This window comes from Streptomyces sp. NBC_00887 (genome assembly GCF_045207585.1).
The window spans coordinates 5,325,459-5,346,033 of record NZ_CP108788.1 but is presented as its reverse complement, the minus strand read 5'-3'; the positions used below and the strand labels follow the sequence as shown (position 1 = coordinate 5,346,033).

Below are 20,575 nucleotides of genomic sequence, written 5' to 3'. Positions count from 1 at the left end.
GCACGCTCCGGCCCGTCGACGGCCGATGCGGTGGGGAAGATCAGCCCAGGTCGACCGGGAGCTCGAACAGGTCGTTCTGGGTCACGATGGGCTTGTTGCGGAGCTCCGAGGCCGGTACCGCGAGGTCCAGGTCGGGGAAGCGCTCGTACAGCGCCGGGAGTGCCACCCCGGCCTCCAGCCGGGACAGCGCCGCACCCGGGCAGACGTGCGGGCCGTGGCCGAAGGCGATGTGGCGGTTCGGGGAGCGGGTGGCGTCGAAGTCCCCCGCGGTCGGCCCGTACTGCTTCTCGTCCCGGCCCAGCGCGCCGAAGGAGACGATCAGCGCCTCGCCCTTGGGCAGCACCTTGTCGCCGACCTGGACGTCCTCCGTGGCGAACCGGATCAGGACGTGCGACGTGGGTGTGTTCCAGCGCAGGGTCTCCTCGATCACGTTCTCCCACGGGATCTCCCCGCTCAGCACCCGCTTGCGCTGCTCGGGGTGCGTCTGGAGCGCCTCGACGACGTTGACGACCAGGCTGATCGTGGTCTCGTGACCGGCCGCGATGATCAGCTGCAGGGTGTTGACGATCTCCTCGTTGGTGAGGTGGTCGCCCTCCTCGGAGGCCGCGATCAGGGCGCTCGTCAGATCGTCGCCCGGGTTCGTCCGCTTGTCGTCGACGATCTTCGTGAACAGGGCGCCGAGGTCCGCCATCATCTGCGGGACCTCCTCCGGCGGCGTCTGCGTCGAGAAGAACTTCTCGAACAGCTCCTTGAGCCGGGGGTGGTCGGCCGCGTCCACGCCCATCAGCTCGCTGATGACGTTCATCGGCAGGGGGTAGGCGAACTCCGCCTTCAGGTCGACAGGCTCACCCTTCGGCAGTGCGGCCAGCCGGTCCAGACTCGCGTTCGTCAGCGCCTCGATGCCCGCCCGCAGCCGCTCCACCCGCTTCACGGTCAGGGCCTGCGCGACGAGAGCACGCAGCCTGCGGTGCTCGGTGCCGTCCACCGTGAGCATCGAGCGGCCCGGGTTGGCGAGACCGATCAGCGGCCAGTCCATCGGTATCTCGCCGCGCTGCCACGCGTTCCAGACGTTGATGTCCTTGACCACCCGGCTGTCGGTGAGCAGCTGGCGCGCCTCGGCGTGATGCGTCACCGCGTAGCAGTGCACCCCGCCGGGCAGCTCCACCTCGGCCAGCGGTCCGGCGGCGCGCAGTGCCGAGCTCTCCGAATCGAGGTCGGCGACAAAGGGATCGAGGACGATCCGGGTCATTTCTGGCCTCCAAGGGCGGGAGTGGGCGTGAACTGCACCGGCAGGTCCGTCAGCCCACGCAGCCACGGGGACGGGCGCCGGGTGAGCTGGTCCGCGGGGACGGCGAGGTCCACGTCCGGAAGCCGGTCCAGGAGCACCTCGATCCCCGTACGGGCGATGACCTCGGCCGTTTCCTGCGCGGGGAAGGGGCAGCGGTGCTCCCCGTGCCCGAAGGAGAGGAACGCGTTGTTGCCGCCGGTGAGCGTGGAGCCGTCGGTGCGCACCTGCGGGTCGCCGTTCGCGGCGGCGATGCCGAGGATCAGCAGGTCACCGGAGCGGATGTGACGTCCGCCGAGGTGGGTGTCGCGGGAGGCCCAGCGGCCTGCCACGTTCTGGGTGGGGGTGTCCTCCCAGAGCACTTCGTTCATGGCCTCGGCGACGCTGTGACGTCCGCCGGACAGCGAAGCGGCGAAGCGGTCGTCGGTCAGCATCAGCCGCAGCGAGTTGCCCATCCAGTCGGCGGTCGCCTGGTGGCCCGCCGCCATCATGACCATGAGGTCCTGGGCGACCTCCTCGTCGGTGAAGCCGCCGGGGTCGTTCAGCATCCTGGTCGCGACGTCGTCGCCGGGCTCGGCGTGCTTGTCGGCCAGGAGCTGGAACATGGACGCGCCGAGGAGCTGCTGGCCGGCGAGGGCCCGCTCACGCCCGTCGATCATGTCGTTGAGCGCGCCGACGAGGGCGAAGCCGACCTCGTTGCCGAAGCCGTAGAGCTTCGTGAGGATCAGGGCGGGCAGCAGCATGGCGTACTCGGCGATGATGTCGGTCCGGCCGGTGGAGCAGAACCGGTCGATGAGGCCGTCGGCGAACTCCTCCGCGTACCGCTTCAGCTCGAACGGGTCGACGCCCTCCAGCGCGTTGCTGATCATCGCGGCCCGGACGCTGTGCCGTTCGCCGACCGTGTAGAGGATCGAGGGCTGCTTGCGGCCGATCATCGGGAGCAGGGGCCAGGTGTCGGGGATGTTGTCCCACTGGTTCCACAGGTCGGAGTCCCGGCTGAAGAGCACCGGGTCGGTGGTGACCTGGTGCAGCTCGCGGTAGCCGAGGATCAGCCAGGCGGGTACGTCGCCGTCGAGCACGACCGGCGCCACGGCGCCGTGGTCGCGCCGCATGTCCCGGTACAGCCGCACGGGATCGGTCTGGAACCGCTCTCCGGACAGCGGGACGGAACCATGGGACACGGGGCACTGGGTCACTGCGTGGGCTCCGGGGTCTTTGCGGGCGCCGCCGAGGCCGTGCTTCCTGCCAGGGCCGCCTCGGCGGTCCGGGAACGGGCGACGGAGAGTGCGTGGAGGTGCTCGACGAGCGTGATCAGGACGTACTTGCTGGAGGACCGGTCCCGGGCGTCGCACTCGACGAGCGGAACGTCGGGGGAGAGGTCCAGCGCCTCGCGGATCTGCTGCTCGGTGTGGAGCGGGCCGCCGAAGTCGTTGCACGCGACGATGAACGGCGTGCCGTGGTGCTCCAGCCGGTCGATCGCGTACCAGGAGTCGGCGAGCCGCCGGGTGTCGACGAGCACGACGGCACCCAGGGTCCCGGAGAAGAGGCGGTCCCACAGGAACCAGAAGCGTTCCTGCCCGGGCGCGCCGAAGAGATAGAGGACCGAGCGCGCGTCGAGCGTGATCCGGCCGAAGTCGAAGGCGACCGTGGTGGACGTCTTGGACTGCACACCGTCGAGGTGGTCGACGGCCTCGCCCGCGCGGGTCATGGTCTCTTCGGTGTTGAGCGGACGGATCTCGCTCACCGAACGGACCATGGTGGTCTTGCCGACCCCGAAGCCGCCCACAACGACGATCTTCAGTCCGTTGTCGGCTGTCGCCTGCAGGGCGGCACGGTCAGAGGTTGCGGAGTCCAACGAGCACCTGTTCCAGGGTGTCGGTGTCGGGGAGCCGGTCCTCGACACGGGCAGTACGGGGATGGCGGGCGCTGATCCGGCCGGTGTCGAGCAGGTCGCAGAGCATGATGCGGACGATGCTGACGGGCAGATTCAGGGTTGCCGAGATTTCGACGACCGCGGTGGGGCGCCGGCACATCCGCAGGATCGCGACGTGCTCCGACTGCATACCGGGGTTCGGGTCGCACTCGGCGACCACGAGCGTCACGAGGTCGAACGCGGCCGAGTCGGACCGGCTGCGGCCACCGGTGAGGGTGTACAGCCGGTCCGGGTCGTCGTCGCGTCCGGGGCGGGGGCGCGGCGCCGACGTCATACGTCCGCGGTTTCCGCGGCCGTGGCCGCTGCGTCGTCCACCACTTCTGCGGGGGTGCGGGGCGGGGCGACGAGGTACTCGCCGAGCTGCTCGACGAGTTCGCTCATGTTGTGGCCGACGAGGCCGACATCGGAGTCCTCGGCGGCCACGACCGCGAGATGGGCGCCGGCGCCCGCCTCGACGATGAACAGCACACCGCCGTAGAACTCGGCCATCGCGGACCGCACGCCACCCGTGCCGTCACCGAACTCGATGGACGCTCCGTGCGACAGGCTCTGGATACCGGCGGAGATCGCGGCCAGCTGGTCGGCCTGGTCGACGGAGAGCTCGGGGGTACGGCACAGCTTGAGGCCGTCCCGGGACAGGACGAGGGCGTGCCGGGCGCCGGGCGTGCGGTCGAGCAGCCCCTCCAGCAGCCAGTTGAGCTTCTCGTCGGTGGTCGCGGTCATCGGGTGTTGCCTTCCGGGTGCGGGGAGTTGGCTCGTACCGCCTGGCTGAAGGTGCTGAAGCGTGCTGCCTGGACCTTCGGGTCGGTGGTACGGGGCCTGGGGGAATCGGCTCCGCCGGGGGTGGCATTGCCGGTACGGGATTCGGCGGCGGCCAGGGTACGGCCACGTCGGCGCTTGGGCAGGCCGCTGTCACCGAACTGGGGGACTGCACCGGTGGATTCGGAATCGGAATCCGTCGAGGACCCGGGTACGGGCCTGGGGGAGCCCTGGTCCCGCGCGTCCGCCGCGGGGGCGGCGGACGGCGTCGACGCCGTCGCGTGGTCGGGCTCCGGTTCCGGGCGGCCGGCGGGCACGGAGGCCGGTGCGGGCAAGGGCGTACGGGAGATGAGCTCCTGCGGCAGCATCATCAGCGCGCCGGTGCCGCCGCGCGCGGACGGCCGGAAGGAGACGGTGAGGCCGTGCTTGCGGGCCAGCCGGCCGACGACGGCGAGGCCGAGCCGGGTGCCGGACAGGGCCGTGAGGTCCTGGTTCTCGGCGGACACGGCACGCTCCGCACGGCGCAGCTGCACGTCGCTCATCACCAGGCCGCTGTCCTCGACTGTGACGACGATGCCGGCCGGGACCTCCTCGACGTACACGTGCACCTCGGCCGTGGGCGGCGAGAAGTTGGTCGCGTTGTCGAGGAGTTCCGCGAGTGCGTGCATGACGCCCTCGGCGGCGTGGCCGGCGATCGCGACGTCACTCGTGGAGTGCAGGCGGATGCGCTGGTAGCTGCCGATCCGGCCCATCGAGCCGCGCAGGATCGACTCCATGACGATCGGCTTCGCCCAGCGGCGCCCGGAGCGCGCGCCGGTGAGCACGGCGATGGAGTCGGCGAGACGGCCCGCCTGGGCGGTGCGGTGGTCCAGGTGCAGCAGATCGCCGAGGACGTCCTCGGCGGTGTGGCGGTGCTCCATCTCGCGCAGGTCGGCCAGCATGCTCGTGGCCAGGGCCTGCATCCGGCCGGCGGCGTTGGCGCAGGCGGCGATCGCCGCCGAGCGCTCGGTCTCACTGCGCCGGGCACGGGCGGTGAGCCGCTCGGCCTCGGCGGTGAGGCGGGCGTTCTGCTCGGAGGCGTCCGCGGTGACCCGGGCGACCCGGTCGTGCGCCTCATTGGTGACCCGGGCGGTCTCGGCGGCGGCCGCGGCTCTGATGCGGGCGGTCTCCGCGGTGAAGCGCTGGGCCTCCGATGCGGAGGTCGAGACGAGGCGGGAGGTCTCGGCGGTGAAGCGTTCGGCGTCGGCGGCCCGCAGGGCGCGCAGGTTGCGCGCGGTGGCGAGCGTACGGACCGTGACGGTCGCCGCGGCGCACAGCAGCACGGCAGCCGCGGTCGCCCCCCAGATGACGGGGGTCCGTACCGAGGTGGGTGAGGCGGCGGCCGCCCACAGGCACAGGGAACCGGTGACGGCTGCCGAGATCAGCAGGGCGAGTGCGGTTGGCCGGAGTGAAGGGCGCAATCGGAGTCCTCGGGGCGGACGGTTCGGGGGCAGGGACAATACGGACGCTTCGGTGTGGCTGTGGTGAAAGGGCCACAACTGGAGCTGATTGTTCCTGATCAAGTCACGGCAACTATAGGAGAATTGACGAGTTGTTTGGGGATTCCTTGTGGTCACTTCTGTTTGAAATCTGACCCGGAAGGTGCCTCGCCCGAGCGCTCCCGATCCCGCTCGCCGGATGAAACGGTGTGGCGGGCGGGGGAAGAGTGGTGAATGTGGCGTTATGTCCCCTGCGGGGAGCTTGATTTGTCACGATCGTCGCTCGCAGGCGAACGGGGAGCTAGGGTGAGCGCTCCGGTGCAGCCCGACCTGCGAGGTCGGGCGCACCGCCGTAAGACACACCGAGCGCCTTGAGGGGGAGGCGCCGCGTGGGCCCCGACGGAGGACGCAGGCAACCGTGGACGCGCAAGGCCGTGGGCGGGACGAGGGCATCGACCCCGCAGACCAGTGGGTACTCAACCCGGACACCGGTGATTACGAACTGCGACTGACCCCCTCCAAAGGGCGATCAGCCGCACAGGCTTCCCCCCGGAGCGGCAGATCCGGAAGCGGCACATCCGGAGGCGGTACATCCGGAGGCGCCGCAGCCGCGCCCTCCCCGCGCCGCCGTTCCGGCCCGGCGACGCCGCCGGACGACGGGCGGACCTCCGTACCCGGGCAGCGCGGCGGACGCAGGTCCGGCCGCGGGGACCGGGACGACGCACGGCAGCCCGGCGGTCGCGCCGCGGGCCGGGCGGCCGGGCCGTCGACGGGACGCCGCAGGCCGAAGCCGAAGAAGTCCGGCAAGAAGAAGGCGCTGGTCTGGACGGGCGGTGTGCTGGCGTTCCTGCTGGTCGGCGTCGGTACCGCGGGTTACCTCGTGTACCAGCACTTCAACGGCAACATCTCGTCCGTCTCCAGCGACGGGGCCGGGACCGGCGGCTTCAGCAAGGACCGCCCCATCAACATCCTGGTGATCGGGACCGACAAGCGGACCGGTGCGGGGAACGAGGGCTACGGCGACAAGGAGAGCGTCGGCCACGCCGACACGACGATCCTCTTCCACGTCTCCAAGGACCGTACGAACGCCACCGCGCTGAGCATCCCGCGTGACCTGATAACGGCCATCCCGGACTGCCCGACGGAGCAGGCCGACGGCTCGACGAAGGACATCCCCGGGACCGGGGCCGACGGAGCCCGCTTCAACACGAGCCTCGGGCAGTCCGACCGGACGCCCAGTTGCACCATGCGCACGGTCACCGAGCTCACCGGCATGAAGGCCGACCACTTCATGGTGGCCGACTTCAACGCGGTCAAGTCCCTGACCACCGCCGTCGACGGCGTGGACATCTGCCTCGCCAAGGACATCAAGGACGAGAAGTCCCACCTGAACCTCAAGAAGGGCGAGCACACCCTTCAGGGCGAGGAGGCGTTGTCCTTCCTGCGCACCCGGTACTCCGTCGGCTTCGGCAGCGACCTGAGCCGTATCGAGCTCCAGCAGCAGTTCCTCGGTTCGCTCATGCGCAAGCTGAAGTCCAACGACACCCTGACCAGCCCCACCAAGATGTGGACCCTCGCCGAGGCGGCCACCAAGGCGCTCACCGTCGACGACAAGATCGACGACATAAACCAGCTGCGCAAACTGGGCATGGAGCTGGCCTCGGTCGACCCGAAGAACATCACCTTCACCACGGTGCCGGTGCTGGACAACCCGGACGACAAGGCCACCGTGATCCTCGACGAGTCGAAGGCTCCGCAGGTGTTCTCGATGATGCGCGAGGACGTCTCCTTCACCGCGGTGGAGAAGCAGGAGAAGGCCGCGGCCAAGGCCGAGGACGCCGCCAAGCTCAAGGGCGAGATGGCCGACCCGGCGGATGTGCGGGTCGACGTCTTCAACGGCGGAGCCCCGGCAGGTTCCGCGCAGGAGGCGCTGGACTGGCTGCAGAACGAAGAGGGCGTACTCAAGTCCGCCAACCAGGCCAACGCCCCCGAGAAGGTGGCGAAGACCCAGCTGGTCTACGCCCCCAACCAGGCCGACCAGGCACGCCGGCTGGCCGACCTGATGGGCCTGTCGGCCTCGGCCCTGAAGCCGACGACGACGGACGCGGGCGCGACGGACCCGATGGTGCTGACGCTGGGCCCGGACTTCAAGGAAGCGGGCACCCCGCTCGCGGCCCCGCAGAAGGCCCCGAAGGACATCCAGCAGGTCCAGGCGGACAAGGCGGTCTGCGCCAAGTAGTCCCACCGCGGCCCGTCCGGCGTTCGAGGAAGGATCCGGCGCGTCGGACCGGGCCGCCCGTCGGGGCCTTGCCCACACCTGACCGGCCGGCACGCGCGCACTCCGCGCACCGCACGCGCACTCCGCGCTACGCGTGCACCCGTACCCGGTCCGCCGCCCGGATCACCGCCGCGGCCAGCCGCTCGTTCTCCGGCGCGGCTCCACCCGGAAGCGCGAACCGGCGACGCGTGTAGCCGTAGGCCACACCGTGGACCGGGTCGGCGAACGCCTGCGACCCCGCGGCCCCCGCGTGCCCGAACGCCCCCTCGCCCAGGAACGGGTAGGGCACCCGCGACGCCTCGAAGCCGACGGTGAAGGGGTTCGGCTCTCCGGTCACCACGTCGTCGCCCGCCCACCGCACCCGGCCGACCTCGGCCACCATGTCCGGCTTGAGCAGCGGCGCCCGGCCGTCCACCTCCGAGATCGCCGCCGCGTACATCCCGGCCAGCCCGCGCGCGGACGCCACCCCGCCCGCCGAGGCCTGGCCGAGGGCGCGCACGGCACGGGTGTCGGCGAATTCGACCAGGTCGAGCGGCGGGTCCGACGTCCAGCCGAACGCGAGCGCCATCAGACCCTCCGGGTCCACCGGGTTCGCCTCGGCCTCCGCGGCCTGCTCGGGCGTGGGCACGCCGGGCCGGATGGCCACGTACCGCGGTTCGAGCGCCTCGGGCAGCCCCAGGTGGAAGTCCAGCCCGTACGGGGCGCGTACCCGCTCCTCGAACAGTTCCTGGATCGACTGCCCGGTGGCCCTGCGCACGACCTCACCGGTGAGGGCGCCGATCACCAGCGCGTGGTAGCCGTAAGCCGTTCCGGGTTCCCAGAACGGCCGCTGGCCCGCCAGCCGCTCGGCGAGTATCCGGTCGTCGGCCAGCTCCGCGACGCCGAGGCCGCCGTCCGCCCAGACCACCCCGGAGCGGTGCGAGACCAGCTCGTGCAGGGTCAGTTCGCCCTTGCCCTCGGCGGCGAACTCCGGCCAGTACGAGGCGACCGTCCGGTCCAGGTCCAGGACGCCGTCCTGGACGAGCAGGGCGAGGACGAGGTGCGCGGCGCCCTTGGTGGAGGAGTACACCGCGGGCAGCGAATCCCCGGCGATCCCCTCCCCTGCCCACAGGTCCACCACCCGGCGGCCGTGGTGGTGAACGGCGAGCTGGCTGCCCGGCTCGGTGTGGTCCTCGGCGAGTACGGCGGCGAACTCCTCCCGTACGTTCTCGAACCCGTCCGCGACCGTGCCGTGCACGGTTATGGTCCAGTCCTCGTCCGACATGACGTGCCCCCGGAGTGATCGGTTCGGTTGGACTGTGCTCAGCAGCCAACTGCCGCACACCGGGGCTTCATTCCCCGCGGTCGACGATTTCCCGTGCGAGCGCGACCAGGTGGGGCAGGGCCGGGTGGCCGGGACCGTCCCGCCGTGCCAGCAGGACGGGCAGCGGCGGGGCGTCGTCGAGCGGCCGGTACGCGACCCCTGCGTGGGGGTGCATGTCGGCGGTGGACGCGGCGGAGACCCCGGCCCCGCGTCCCGCGGCGATGGCGGTGAGCCAGTCGTCGGTGTTGGCGACGGTGAGCGTGGAGACGGGCCGCGCGTGCGGGGGCCACAGGCCGAGCGTGGTGGTGCCGGAGACGGTGTTCAGGACGACGGCACCGCCGGCCAGGTCGGTGAGTGACAGCGACCGGCGGGCGGCGAGCGGTCCGTCGGCGGCGACGGCCGCGACCCGGTCCTCGGTGAACAGCAGCTCGGTGACGAGCCCCGGCGCGTCCACCGGCCCGCGCAGGAGCGCCGCGTCGACCTCGCCACGGGTCAGACCGGCCGTACGGTCGTCGATCCGCAGCAGTTCGAGGGGGGTCTGCGGGTGGCGCTGCTGCCAGGTCCGCAGCAGGGGTGTGGTGTAGCGGCCGAACGCGGACCACGCGTGCCCGAGCCGCAGCGGCCAGTGGCGCAGCCGTCCGGCGTCGACGGCCTCGTCGAAGGCGCAGACCGCGGCGGCGGCCTTGTCCCTGAAGAGGACACCCTCGGCGGTGAGGGCGAGATGGTGTGTGGACCGGTCGACGAGCCGGGCGCCCAGGTGCTTCTCCAGGGCCGCGAGCGTCCGGGAGACGACGGGCTGGGTGAGCCGGAGCCTGGAGGCGGCCCGGGTGACGCTTCCCTCCTCCGCGATCGCGAGGAAGGCCCGGAGGTGCCGGAGCTCGATTCCGCGTCCGCCGGCCCCGCCACTGCCCTGTCCTGTGCTCATGCGTGGGGAGCATAACGGGAGCGCAATCGGCATTTCACGCGAGGCGCGCGCGTCTCTACGGTGAAGGGGCGAGGCCTACGCGGGCAGTGCTTTACTGTGGACCTGTTAGTGCACTCCATTGAACTTTCGAAAGGTCTCCCAGGTGAACGACCAGCGCAGTGCCGCAGAGCCGGCCGCAGCCGTCGCCCTGCCGGAGGCGGTGTCCGCGCTCGACGAGCCCGGCCACGGCCGCCCCGGCGCCCGCCGGGCGGCCCTGGGGCCGGTCGCGCTGGTGGTCGCGGGCGGGCTCTCCGTGCAGTTCGGCGCGGCGGTCGCGGTCCTGCTGATGCCGAAGGCGGGCGCGCTCGGCGTGGTCACACTGCGCCTGGCAGCCGCCGCGCTCGTCCTGCTCGTCGTCTGCCGTCCGAAACTGCGCGGGCACTCCCGGGCGGACTGGGGCACGGTCGTGGCGTTCGGCATCGCGATGGGCGGCATGAACACGCTCTTCTACCAGGCCGCCGACCGCATCCCCCTGGGCGCCGCCGTCACCCTCGAGGTGCTGGGTCCCCTGGTGCTCTCCGTCGTCGCGTCCCGCCGCCTGGTCAACTTCGTCTGGGCGGGCCTGGCCCTGTGCGGCGTCTTCCTGCTGAGCGGCGGAGGCTTCGACCGCCTGGACCCGGTCGGGGCGGCGTACGCCCTGGGGGCGGGCGCGATGTGGGCGGCGTACATCGTCTTCAGCGCACGCACCGGCCGCCGCTTCCCGCAGGCGGACGGCCTGGCCCTGGCCATGGTCGTCGCGGCGGTCCTCTCGCTCCCGCTCGGGATCATGGAGGCCGGCTCGAAACTCCTGGTGCCGTCCACGCTGGCCCTGGGCGCGGCCGTGGCCCTGCTGAGCTCGGTCCTCCCGTACACCCTGGAACTCATGGCCCTGCGCCGCCTGCCCGCCCCGACCTTCGCGATCCTGATGAGCCTGGAACCCGCCATCGCCGCCACGGCGGGCTTCCTCATCCTCGACCAGGCGCTCTCCACGACCGACGCCCTGGCCATCGCCCTGGTCATCGGCGCCAGCATGGGTGCGGTGCGCGCCGCGTCGCGCAGAGGGACCATGGAAGGGAGCTGAGGAAGGGGGCCCGCCCATGGGATCCGCGAAGGGAACCGATGAGTACGACGGGCTGTACGCGCACACTCCCTCGCAGGCCGAGGGTGATCGCGACGAACCCGCCGAGAACAGCCGGGCCGCCGAGGTCCACCCGGACGTTCCACGGACCGAACCCTCGCAGGCCGAGGGTGACCGCATGGAGTAGGCCCGGGCTCAGGCGTCGACGGGCAGGATTCGGAACGCGGTGAGACCGGGTGTCAGAGGGGTGATGGCCCGGAAGTCCCGCTGGTCGAGAGTGAAGATGCGGTCGGTCCTGTACCGGTCCGCGAGGACGACACCCACCGCGTCCGCGAGATCCAGCCTCAGCCCCTCGTACTTCTGACGTACCTGATGGGCTGCTCCGAGGTCTGCGGGCTTCAGCTCGGCCAGCCTGTACTGTCCGTCAGCCATGCGGGAGTTCAACGCCTCCATCACCTGCATCGCGGCCGGGAAGCCCAGATCCCGGTGCACCAGGTGATCCAGTTCGGTGACGACGAGAGGTGAGATGGCGAGCCTCTCGTGCTCGAGGATCCCGGCAGCCTCGGAATGCTCAGGCTGCGCCGCATCGAAGGCGGCGTACAGAGCGGACGTGTCGGCGACGATGATCAACGGCGTGCCGCTCGTTCCTTGATGTGCTCGTAGACGGCGTCGTCCATCGCCTCGGGGCTCAGCGGGCGACCGCTGTCGAAGACCGGAAGCCTCCGGGTCCCCTTGGGGCGCTCGGCGTTCTTGAGGAGCAGCGCGATGCCCCGCCTGATGAGCTCGGCCTTGCTGATCCCGGTGGCGGACGACTCGGCTTCCAGTCGTACTTCCAGATCCTCCGGGAGGTACACCGTCGTCTTTATCATGCTCGCAGATTACCACCTGCCATACGTAGGGCACCTGATCACGTCGTCCGGCGGTGGCCCGCCGGCCCGGCCGTCCTGCCGCGGACCTACGTCTGTTCGACCGCGTCGAAATACAGGCTGTCCGTCGACGGGTCGAGGAAGAACCGGCCACCGGTGACGTCCCCCGTGCCGGGAGCCAGCAGGCGCCGGTCGAAGGCCGCACTGCTCATCCACCGCGCCTGCGCGGGCAGGAACTCCGTCAGCACGTCCGGCACGTCCACCGGATCGGCGGGCGCGAAGGCGTACGCAGGCGTCGCCACGATCGACGCCGCCGTTCCGGCGGGCAGCCGTGCGACGCCCACCACCCGGTAACGCGCATCCGGGCTCGGCAGAAACTCCCGGCTCCGCTCGGCCTCGTCCGGGTCGTACACCAGCCAGTGCGGGTCCGACAGCCGCCCCGCCTCGCCGAACTGCTCCTGCAGCGGGACCACATCCGTGAGCACCCGCTCGGCGTCCTGTTGCGCCTGTGTCGGGCCGCCGAAGGCGTACACGGTGCCGCCGACCGCGACGGCGGCACAGGCCCCGATACCCAGCGCGAGCCATGCCCGCCGGCTCACTCCACCCGACCGCTCCAAGACCGTCGGCCCCCGTTCCGCGTCCCCGCATCGAAGCCCAAGGTAGACCGGACGGGCCCGTGCGTCCGGCCCTTTCGGCCGTCGGCTACGTTCCGGGGCCATGAGCGACAGCGTGTACGTGGGCAACGCCGGCCGGGACGCCGCACTCGACCATGGGTGGATCCTCGGGCATTTCAAGGACGCCGGCGACCCCCGGCGAAGTGAGGACCTGGAGATCAAATGGGGTGTGCACCCGCGCGGCGACGAGCGGGCCCACTGGGTGACCGACGAGGTGCGCACGGCCCTGCTGGTGCTCATCAGCGGCCGGTTCCGCGTGGAGCTTCCCGGGCGAAGCGCGGTGCTCGCCCAGCAGGGTGACTACGTCGTCTGGGGCCGGGGCGTCGACCACTCCTGGTACGCGGAGGAGGAGTCCGTGGTGCTGACCGTCCGCTGGCCGTCCGTCCCCGGCTACCGGGTGGACGGGGGCACCTGACGCGCCCGTGCGCCCTCCCGGATCCGGGACCCGATCCCGGGACCGGGTCCGCGGAAAAACAATGCAAGCATGCTTGCTTGTTTTCTGGGGCGCTGGCATGCTCCGGGGCACACCGCCACGCCCCAGGGAGCGCACCGTGTCCGATGCATCGGCCGTGACCGTCGCCGTACTCGACGATCTGCGTCAGGAGAGCGACGAACTCGACCTACTGGTAGCCGGACTGAGCGCGGAGGGGTGGGCCGGGCCGACGCCCGCCGACGGGTGGACCGTCGCCCACCAGATCGCTCACCTGAACTGGACCGACGAGGTCGCGCTGATCGCCGTCACCGAGCCCGACGCCTTCGCCGCCGAGGTCGACAGGGCGGTCGCCGACCCCGAGACCTTCGTCGATCAGGCCGCCGCCGAGAGAGTGGCGCTCCTGCCGCCCGACGCCCTGCTCGTGCAGTGGCGGGAGGACAGGGCCCGGCTCCACACGGCGCTGCTCGATGCCCCCGCCGGGGCCAGGTTCCCCTGGTACGGGCCGCCCATGAGCGTCGCCTCGATGGCGACCGCGCGGCTCATGGAGACCTGGGCGCACGGGCAGGACGTCGCCGACGCCCTCGGTGTGACGAGGAAGCCGACCCCGCGGCTGCGGCACGTGGCCAGGATCGGGGTGCGGGCCCGGGACTACGCCTACTTCGTGCGCGGCGAACAGCCGCCCGGGGAGCCCTTCCGGGTGGAACTGGAGGGACCGGACGGCGAGTCGGCCGCCTACGGACCCGAGGATGCCGCGCAGCGCGTCACCGGCCCCCTGCTCGACTTCTGCCTGCTCGTCACCCAGCGCGCCCACCGCGACGACCTCGCCCTGCATGCCGTGGGAGCCGACGCCGATCGGTGGCTGGACATCGCGCAGGCCTTCGCCGGGCCCGCCGGCCCCGGGCGCCCCCGGCAGGGGGACCGATGACGAGGCCGCTGCGCATCGGCAACGCCTCCGGCTTCTACGGCGACCGTTTCGACGCCGTACGCGAGATGCTCACCGGCGGTCCCCTCGACGTCCTGACCGGGGACTACCTCGCCGAGCTCACCATGCTGATCCTGGGGCGCAGCCGGCTCAAGGACCCCGGACGCGGGTACGCGTCCACCTTCCTGCGGCAGTTGGAGGAGAACCTCGGGCTCGCCCACGAGCGCGGCGTGCGGATCGTCGCCAACGCCGGGGGGCTCAATCCGGCCGGACTCGCCGACGCCGTCAGGGAGTTGGCCGACAAGGTGGGCGTGCCCGTACGCGTCGCGCACGTCGAGGGCGACAGCCGGCCCGTGCCCGACGGCTTCCTCACCGCCAACGCCTACCTCGGCGGCGCCGGGATCGCCGCCTGTCTGCGGGCCGGGGCCGACATCGTCGTCACCGGACGCGTCACCGACGCCGCCCTCGTCACGGGGCCCGCCGCCGCCCACTTCGGATGGGGCGAAGAGGACCACGACGCCCTCGCCGGGGCCGTCGTCGCCGGGCACGTTCTGGAGTGCGGAACCCAGGCCACCGGCGGGAACTACGCGTTCTTCGGTGATCACGACGTCCGCAGGCCCGGCTTTCCGCTCGCCGAGATCCACGAGGACGGGTCGAGCGTCATCACCAAGCACGACGGTACGGGCGGTGTCGTCGACCTCGGCACCGTCACCGCCCAGCTGCTGTACGAGACCGGCGGGGCCCGGTACGCCGGACCCGACGTCACCGCCCGGCTCGACACCGTACGGCTGACGCAGGACGGGCCGGACCGGGTCCGGATCTCCGGGGTGCGGGGCGAGGCACCGCCACCCACGCTCAAGGTCGGGCTCAACCGGATCGGCGGCTGGCGCAACGAGGTCGTCTTCGTGCTGACCGGGCTCGACATCGAGGCCAAGGCGCAGCTCGTGCAGGACCAGTTCGCCGACGCCCTGGCCCGCGGCGTGCGGCGGCCCGCCGAGGTGCGGTGGGAGCTGGCCCGTACCGACCGGGCCGACGCCGCGAGCGAGGAGACCGCCAGCGCCCTGCTGCGGCTCGTCGTCCGGGACCCGGACGCGGAAGCGGTCGGGCGCGCGGTGTCCGGGGCGGCCGTCGAGCTGGCGCTCGGCAGCTACCCCGGCTTCCACGTGACCGCCCCGCCCGGGAAGGGCGCGCCCTACGGGGTGTTCGAGGCCGCCTACGTACCGGCCGAGGAGGTCGGGCACGTGGCCGTCCTGCCGGACGGGGAGCGGGAGGCCGTGCCCCCGGCCTCACGGTGCCGGGCGCTCGAAGCGGTCGAGGAGCCCGGGCTCCCGGAGCCGCTGCCCTCCGGCCCCACCCGCTCCGCGCCGCTCGGCCGCGTCGCCGGAGCCCGCAGCGGCGACAAGGGCGGTGACGCCAACGTGGGCGTCTGGGTGCGGAGCGAGGACGCGTGGCGGTGGCTGGCTCACGAGCTGACCGTCGCCCGCTTCCAGGAGCTGCTCCCGGAGACCGCCGGGCTCACCGTCGTACGCCATGTCCTGCCGAACCTGCGGGCCCTGAACTTCGTCGTCCACGGCCTCCTCGGCGAGGGCGTCGCCGCGCAGGCCCGATTCGATCCGCAGGCCAAGGCGGTGGGGGAGTGGCTGCGGTCCCGCCGTCTCCCCGTCCCCGTAGCGCTCCTGGAAGAACCGGAGGTGACCGCATGACCGTCCTGCCCACCGCACTCGACACCGCCGGACCCGAATACGCCGCCCACCGCGAGGCCATGCTCGCGAAGCTCACCGAGCTCGACGCGGAGCACGCCAAGGCCCTGGCGGGCGGCGGCGAGAAGTACGTGGCACGGCACCGCAAGCGCGGCAAGCTCCTGGCCCGCGAACGGATCGAGCTGCTGGTCGACCCGGACACCCCGTTCCTGGAACTGTCCCCGCTCGCCGCCTGGGGCAGCGACTACGCGGTCGGCGCCTCCCTCGTCACCGGGATCGGGGTGGTGGAGGGGGTCGAGTGCCTGATCACCGCCAACGACCCGACCGTACGCGGCGGCGCCTCCAACCCGTGGACGCTCAAGAAGGCCCTGCGGGCGAACGAGATCGCCTTCGCCAACCGGCTGCCCTGCATCAGCCTGGTCGAGTCGGGCGGGGCGGACCTGCCCTCGCAGAAGGAGATCTTCATCCCGGGCGGCGCACTGTTCCGCGACCTCACCCGGCTGTCGGCGGCCGGGATCCCCACCGTCGCCGTCGTCTTCGGGAACTCCACCGCAGGCGGCGCGTACGTCCCCGGCATGTCCGACCACACGGTCATGATCAAGGAGCAGTCGAAGGTCTTCCTCGGCGGCCCGCCGCTGGTGAAGATGGCCACCGGCGAGGAGAGCGACGACGAGTCGCTCGGCGGCGCCGAGATGCACGCCCGCACGTCCGGGCTCGCCGACCACTTCGCGCTCGACGAGCACGACGCGCTGCGCCAGGCCCGGCGGATCGTCGCCCGGCTCAACTGGCGCAAGGCGCACGCCGATCCCGGGATCGCGGAGCCGCCCAAGTACGACGAGGACGAACTCGTCGGGATCGTCCCGGGTGACCTCAAGGTCCCCTTCGACCCGCGCGAGGTCATCGCCCGGCTCGTCGACGGATCGGACTTCGACGCGTTCAAGCCGCTCTACGGGACGAGTCTGGTCACCGGTTGGGCGCGGCTGCACGGCTATCCGGTCGGCATCCTCGCCAATGCCCAGGGCGTGCTGTTCAGCGAGGAATCGCAGAAGGCCGCGCAGTTCATCCAGCTCGCCAACCAACGCGACATCCCGCTCCTGTTCCTGCACAACACCACCGGCTACATGGTCGGCAAGGAGTACGAGCAGGGCGGCATCATCAAGCACGGCGCGATGATGATCAACGCGGTGTCGAACTCGAAGGTCCCGCACCTGTCCGTGCTGATGGGAGCCTCCTACGGCGCCGGCCACTACGGCATGTGCGGCCGGGCCTACGACCCGCGCTTCCTGTTCGCCTGGCCCAGCAGCAAGTCCGCCGTCATGGGCCCCCAGCAGCTCGCCGGCGTCCTGTCGATCGTCGCCCGCGCCTCCTCCGCCGCGAAGGGCCTGCCCTACGACGACGAGGCCGACGCGGGACTGCGCGCCATGGTGGAGCAGCAGATCGAGTCGGAGTCGCTGCCCATGTTCCTCTCGGGGCGGCTGTACGACGACGGGGTCATCGACCCGCGCGACACCAGGACCGTCCTCGGGATGTGCCTGTCCGCGATCCACACGGCACCGGTCGAGGGCGCCCGCGGCGGCTTCGGCATCTTCCGGATGTGAGGCACAGATGATCACCACTCTCCTTGTCGCCAACCGCGGCGAGATCGCCTGCCGGATCTTCCGCACGTGCCGTGAACTGGGCATCTCCACCGTCGCCGTGTACTCGGACGCGGACGCCGGAGCCCAGCACGTGCGGGAGGCCGACACCGCCGTGCGCCTCCCGGGGGCCGCACCCGCCGACACGTACCTGCGCGGCGACCTCGTCGTCGCCGCGGCCCTCGCCGCGGGCGCCGACGCCGTGCACCCCGGGTACGGCTTCCTCTCCGAGAACGCCGGATTCGCCCAGGCCGTGCAGGACGCGGGCCTCGTGTGGGTGGGGCCGCCGGTGAAGGCCATCGAGCTGATGGCGTCCAAGACCCGGGCCAAGGAGCTGATGGCCGCCGCCGAGGTGCCCCTCCTCGCCCCCGTCGACCCGGGCAGCGCCACCGCCGAGGACCTTCCGCTGCTGCTCAAGGCGGCGGCGGGCGGCGGCGGACGCGGGATGCGGATCGTACGGGAACTCGACGACCTGCCCGGTGAGCTGACCGCGGCTTCCGCGGAGGCCGCCTCGGCCTTCGGGGACGGCGAGGTCTTCGCCGAGCCGTACGTCGAACGCGGCCGGCACGTCGAGGTCCAGGTCATGGCGGACGACCGGGGAACGGTCTGGGCGCTCGGCACCCGCGACTGCTCGCTCCAGCGCCGCCACCAGAAGGTCGTCGAGGAGGCCCCCGCGCCCGGCCTCGACGACGCGCTGCGGCAGCGGCTGCACGACGCCGCGGTCGCCGCCGCGCAGACGGTGGGCTACCGGGGCGCGGGAACCGTCGAGTTCCTCGTATCGGCCGAGGGGCGCCCGTACTTCCTGGAGATGAACACCCGCCTCCAGGTCGAACACCCCGTCACGGAAGCGGTGTACGGGCTCGACCTCGTCGCCCTGCAGCTCCGGGTCGCGGAGGGCGCACCGCTGCCCGCCGCCACACCTCCCGATCCGCACGGGCACGCCGTCGAGGCCCGCCTGTACGCCGAGGACCCCGCCGCCGGCTGGCAGCCGCAGACCGGGACCCTGCACACCCTGGAGGTGCCGGACGAGCCCGGACTGCGCCTCGACACGGGATACACCGGCGGCGACACCGTCGGGGTGCACTACGACCCGATGCTCGCCAAGGTCATCGCGCACGCGCCCACCCGTGCCGAAGCCGTACGCCTCCTCGCCCGCGCGCTCGAACGCGCCCGCATCCACGGACCGGTCACCAACCGGGACCTGCTCGTACGGTCCCTGCGCCACCCGGACTTCACCGGCGCCCGGCCGGACACCGGCTTCTACGACCGGCACCTCGCCGCCCTCACCCCCGGGCCCGACGCCGGGGAGCAGCGCCTCGCCGCGACCGCCGCCGCCCTCGCCCGGGCCGTCGACCGGCCCGCCTCGGGCCCCGCCCGCTTCGGTGCCTGGCGCAACCTCGCCTCGCAGCCCCAGGCCAGGTGCTACCGCGGCGAACCCGACGGCAGCGAGCACGAGATCACCTACCGGGCCGGGCGTGGCGGACTCCGGCCGGAATCCGGCGAACGCGTCGTCTCCGCCGAACCCGACCGCGTCCGTCTCGAAGCCGGCGGCGTCACCCGGCACTTCGCCGTCGCCGAACACGACGGGCGCGTGTACGTGGACGGCGACCGCGGCTCGTACACCTTCACCGCCCTGCCCCGCTTCACCGACCCCACCGAACGCACCGAACCCGGCTCCCTGCTCGCGCCCATGCCCGGCACCGTCGTCCGCCTCGCGGACGGGCTCGCACCGGGCGTGGCCGTCGAGGCCGGACAGCCGCTGATCTGGCTGGAGGCGATGAAGATGGAGCACCGCATCCTCGCCCCGGCCTCCGGCACCCTCACCGTGCTCCACGCCGTCCCCGGCCACCAGGTCGAGGTCGGCGCCCTGCTCGCCGTCGTCACCGAACCCGCTGTCACGGGACCCGCTGTCACGGGACCCGCAGTCATGGGACCCGCAGATTCGGGACCCGCAGATTCGGGACCAGCCGCACCGGATTCCGCCGCACCGGAGGAGAACGCATGAGCACCGTCCTCGAAAACGAAGAGCACAAGGCGCTGCGCGCCGCCGTCGCCGCACTCGGCACGCGTTACGGGCGCGACTACATGACCTCCGTGATCCGTGAGGGCTCCCACCCCCACGAGCTGTGGAGCGACGCCGCCAAACTCGGCTACCTCGGCGTCAACCTCCCCGAGGAGTACGGCGGCGGAGGCGGCGGCATGGCCGAACTCTCCATAGTCCTGGAGGAGCTCGGCGCCGCCGGATCGCCCCTGCTGATGATGGTCGTCTCGCCCGCCATCTGCGGCACCGTCATCGCCCGCTTCGGCACCGGGAGCCAGAAGCAGCAGTGGCTGCCCGGCCTCGCCGACGGCAGCCTCACGATGGCCTTCGGCATCACCGAACCCGACGCCGGGTCCAACTCCCACCGCATCACCACCACCGCCCGTCGCGAGAGCGGGGGAGACTGGGTCCTCACCGGCCGCAAGGTCTTCGTCTCCGGCGTCGACATCGCGGACGCCACCCTCATCGTCGGGCGCACCGAGGACGCCCGGTCGGGCACGCTCAAGCCCTGCCTCTTCATCGTCCCGCGCGAAACCCCCGGCTTCGGACGCTCGCAGATCGACATGGAACTCCACGCGCCGGAGAAGCAGTTCGAGCTGACCCTCGACGACGTACGGCTGCCCGCCGACGCGCTGGTCGGCGATGAGGACGCCGGACTGCTCCAGCTGTTCGCCGGGCTCAACCCCGAGCGGATCATGACGGCCGCGTTCGGCATCGGGATGGGGCGGTACGCGCTCGGCAAAGCCGTCGAGTACGCGCGCACCCGCCAGGTGTGGAAGGCGCCCATCGGCGCCCACCAGGCCATAGCCCACCCGCTCGCCATCGCCCACATCGAGCTGGAACTGGCCCGCCTCATGATGCAGAAAGCGGCCAGGCTGTACGACGAGGGCGACGACATCGGCGCCGGCGAGGCCGCCAACATGGCCAAGTACGCGGCCGGCGAAGCGTGTGTGAAGGCCGTCGACCAGGCCGTCCACACCCTCGGCGGCAACGGCCTCACCCGCGAGTACGGCCTCGCCTCCCTGATCACGGCGGCACGTGTGGCCCGCATCGCGCCCGTCAGCCGCGAGATGATCCTGAACTACGTCTCCCACCAGTCGCTGGGACTGCCGAAGTCGTACTGAGGACGTTTCGGTCCAGGGTCTCCCCATTCCGCACGGCAGGGGCGATTCTGGCTCTTCACACCCGCGCGGCGCCCTCCGCTCCTCGGAGCGGGGCGCCGTGCCCGCCGCACCGCGACGACAGGGG

The 20,575-nt window shown here is 71.9% G+C and carries 20 protein-coding genes; 9 read left to right on the top strand and 11 right to left on the bottom strand.

The genetic code is table 11. The annotated features are described in order from the left end of the window. Positions 1–40: 40 nt before the first annotated feature. From OG844_RS24350 to OG844_RS24325, 6 genes are read right to left on the bottom strand one after another with little or no spacing between them, the layout of a single operon-like run. On the bottom strand, positions 41–1,249 hold the full coding sequence (locus tag OG844_RS24350; RefSeq protein ID WP_406393045.1) for a cytochrome P450: 1,209 nt from the start codon (positions 1,247–1,249) through the stop codon (positions 41–43). Next, positions 1,246–2,481, bottom strand: a complete 1,236-nt coding sequence (locus OG844_RS24345) for a cytochrome P450 (protein ID WP_406393044.1) — start codon at positions 2,479–2,481, stop codon at positions 1,246–1,248. The genes OG844_RS24350 and OG844_RS24345 overlap by 4 nt, the downstream gene beginning before the upstream one ends. Continuing rightward, positions 2,478–3,140 (bottom strand): GTP-binding protein, encoded by a 663-nt coding sequence (locus OG844_RS24340; protein ID WP_406393043.1) that lies wholly within the window; start codon positions 3,138–3,140, stop codon positions 2,478–2,480. Before OG844_RS24340 ends, OG844_RS24345 begins: the two co-directional genes overlap by 4 nt. Then, positions 3,121–3,492 (bottom strand): DUF742 domain-containing protein, encoded by a 372-nt coding sequence (locus OG844_RS24335; protein ID WP_329208510.1) that lies wholly within the window; start codon positions 3,490–3,492, stop codon positions 3,121–3,123. The genes OG844_RS24340 and OG844_RS24335 overlap by 20 nt, the downstream gene beginning before the upstream one ends. Further along, a complete protein-coding gene (locus tag OG844_RS24330; protein WP_351165365.1) occupies positions 3,489–3,941 on the bottom strand; it encodes a roadblock/LC7 domain-containing protein in 453 nt (150 codons plus the stop codon). Before OG844_RS24330 ends, OG844_RS24335 begins: the two co-directional genes overlap by 4 nt. Continuing rightward, entirely contained in the window at positions 3,938–5,437 is a 1,500-nt protein-coding gene (locus OG844_RS24325) for a sensor histidine kinase (protein WP_406393041.1), read from the bottom strand. Before OG844_RS24325 ends, OG844_RS24330 begins: the two co-directional genes overlap by 4 nt. A gap of 436 nt (positions 5,438–5,873) precedes the next feature. Between OG844_RS24325 and OG844_RS24320 the strand changes: the two genes are divergently transcribed. Further along, complete coding sequence (locus OG844_RS24320; RefSeq protein ID WP_406393040.1) at positions 5,874–7,694, top strand: LCP family protein; 1,821 nt, start codon at positions 5,874–5,876, stop codon at positions 7,692–7,694. A gap of 127 nt (positions 7,695–7,821) precedes the next feature. Here OG844_RS24320 and OG844_RS24315 read toward each other — a convergent pair whose 3' ends face one another. Both OG844_RS24315 and OG844_RS24310 read right to left on the bottom strand, forming a co-directional pair. Then, the gene (locus OG844_RS24315; protein ID WP_406393039.1) at positions 7,822–8,997 is read right to left on the bottom strand and encodes a serine hydrolase domain-containing protein; all 1,176 of its coding nucleotides are present in this window, start codon (positions 8,995–8,997) and stop codon (positions 7,822–7,824) included. 67 nt (positions 8,998–9,064) lie between these two features. Next, positions 9,065–9,961, bottom strand: coding sequence for a LysR family transcriptional regulator (locus tag OG844_RS24310; RefSeq protein ID WP_406393037.1), 897 nt, complete (start codon positions 9,959–9,961; stop codon positions 9,065–9,067). A 142-nt stretch (positions 9,962–10,103) separates the two neighbouring features. Between OG844_RS24310 and OG844_RS24305 the strand changes: the two genes are divergently transcribed. Both OG844_RS24305 and OG844_RS24300 read left to right on the top strand, forming a co-directional pair. After that, the gene (locus OG844_RS24305) at positions 10,104–11,060 is read left to right on the top strand and encodes an EamA family transporter (RefSeq protein WP_406393036.1); all 957 of its coding nucleotides are present in this window, start codon (positions 10,104–10,106) and stop codon (positions 11,058–11,060) included. Between the two features lie 16 nt (positions 11,061–11,076). Beyond that, on the top strand, positions 11,077–11,244 hold the full coding sequence (locus tag OG844_RS24300; protein WP_406393035.1) for a hypothetical protein: 168 nt from the start codon (positions 11,077–11,079) through the stop codon (positions 11,242–11,244). 8 nt (positions 11,245–11,252) lie between these two features. Here OG844_RS24300 and OG844_RS24295 read toward each other — a convergent pair whose 3' ends face one another. The 3 genes from OG844_RS24295 to OG844_RS24285 all read right to left on the bottom strand — a co-directional run bounded on the left by OG844_RS24295 (position 11,253) and on the right by OG844_RS24285 (position 12,522). Continuing rightward, complete coding sequence (locus OG844_RS24295) at positions 11,253–11,687, bottom strand: PIN domain-containing protein (protein ID WP_351165349.1); 435 nt, start codon at positions 11,685–11,687, stop codon at positions 11,253–11,255. After that, positions 11,684–11,926, bottom strand: a complete 243-nt coding sequence (locus OG844_RS24290) for a ribbon-helix-helix domain-containing protein (RefSeq protein ID WP_406393033.1) — start codon at positions 11,924–11,926, stop codon at positions 11,684–11,686. The genes OG844_RS24295 and OG844_RS24290 overlap by 4 nt, the downstream gene beginning before the upstream one ends. An 86-nt stretch (positions 11,927–12,012) precedes the next feature. Beyond that, complete coding sequence (locus OG844_RS24285; RefSeq protein ID WP_406393031.1) at positions 12,013–12,522, bottom strand: hypothetical protein; 510 nt, start codon at positions 12,520–12,522, stop codon at positions 12,013–12,015. Between the two features lie 118 nt (positions 12,523–12,640). Between OG844_RS24285 and OG844_RS24280 the strand changes: the two genes are divergently transcribed. The 6 genes from OG844_RS24280 to OG844_RS24255 all read left to right on the top strand — a co-directional run bounded on the left by OG844_RS24280 (position 12,641) and on the right by OG844_RS24255 (position 20,451). Next, positions 12,641–13,012, top strand: coding sequence for a signal peptidase I (locus OG844_RS24280; protein WP_406393030.1), 372 nt, complete (start codon positions 12,641–12,643; stop codon positions 13,010–13,012). 136 nt (positions 13,013–13,148) lie between these two features. After that, positions 13,149–13,955, top strand: coding sequence for a TIGR03084 family metal-binding protein (locus OG844_RS24275; protein ID WP_406393028.1), 807 nt, complete (start codon positions 13,149–13,151; stop codon positions 13,953–13,955). Continuing rightward, entirely contained in the window at positions 13,952–15,655 is a 1,704-nt protein-coding gene (locus OG844_RS24270; RefSeq protein WP_406393027.1) for an acyclic terpene utilization AtuA family protein, read from the top strand. The genes OG844_RS24275 and OG844_RS24270 overlap by 4 nt, the downstream gene beginning before the upstream one ends. Further along, positions 15,652–17,250: an acyl-CoA carboxylase subunit beta gene (locus OG844_RS24265; protein ID WP_406393025.1), complete on the top strand. Its 1,599-nt coding sequence runs from the start codon at positions 15,652–15,654 to the stop codon at positions 17,248–17,250. The genes OG844_RS24270 and OG844_RS24265 overlap by 4 nt, the downstream gene beginning before the upstream one ends. Before the next feature lie 7 nt (positions 17,251–17,257). Next, a complete protein-coding gene (locus tag OG844_RS24260) occupies positions 17,258–19,291 on the top strand; it encodes an acetyl/propionyl/methylcrotonyl-CoA carboxylase subunit alpha (RefSeq protein WP_406393024.1) in 2,034 nt (677 codons plus the stop codon). Then, positions 19,288–20,451, top strand: a complete 1,164-nt coding sequence (locus OG844_RS24255) for an acyl-CoA dehydrogenase family protein (protein ID WP_406393023.1) — start codon at positions 19,288–19,290, stop codon at positions 20,449–20,451. Before OG844_RS24260 ends, OG844_RS24255 begins: the two co-directional genes overlap by 4 nt. Positions 20,452–20,575: the final 124 nt, after the last annotated feature.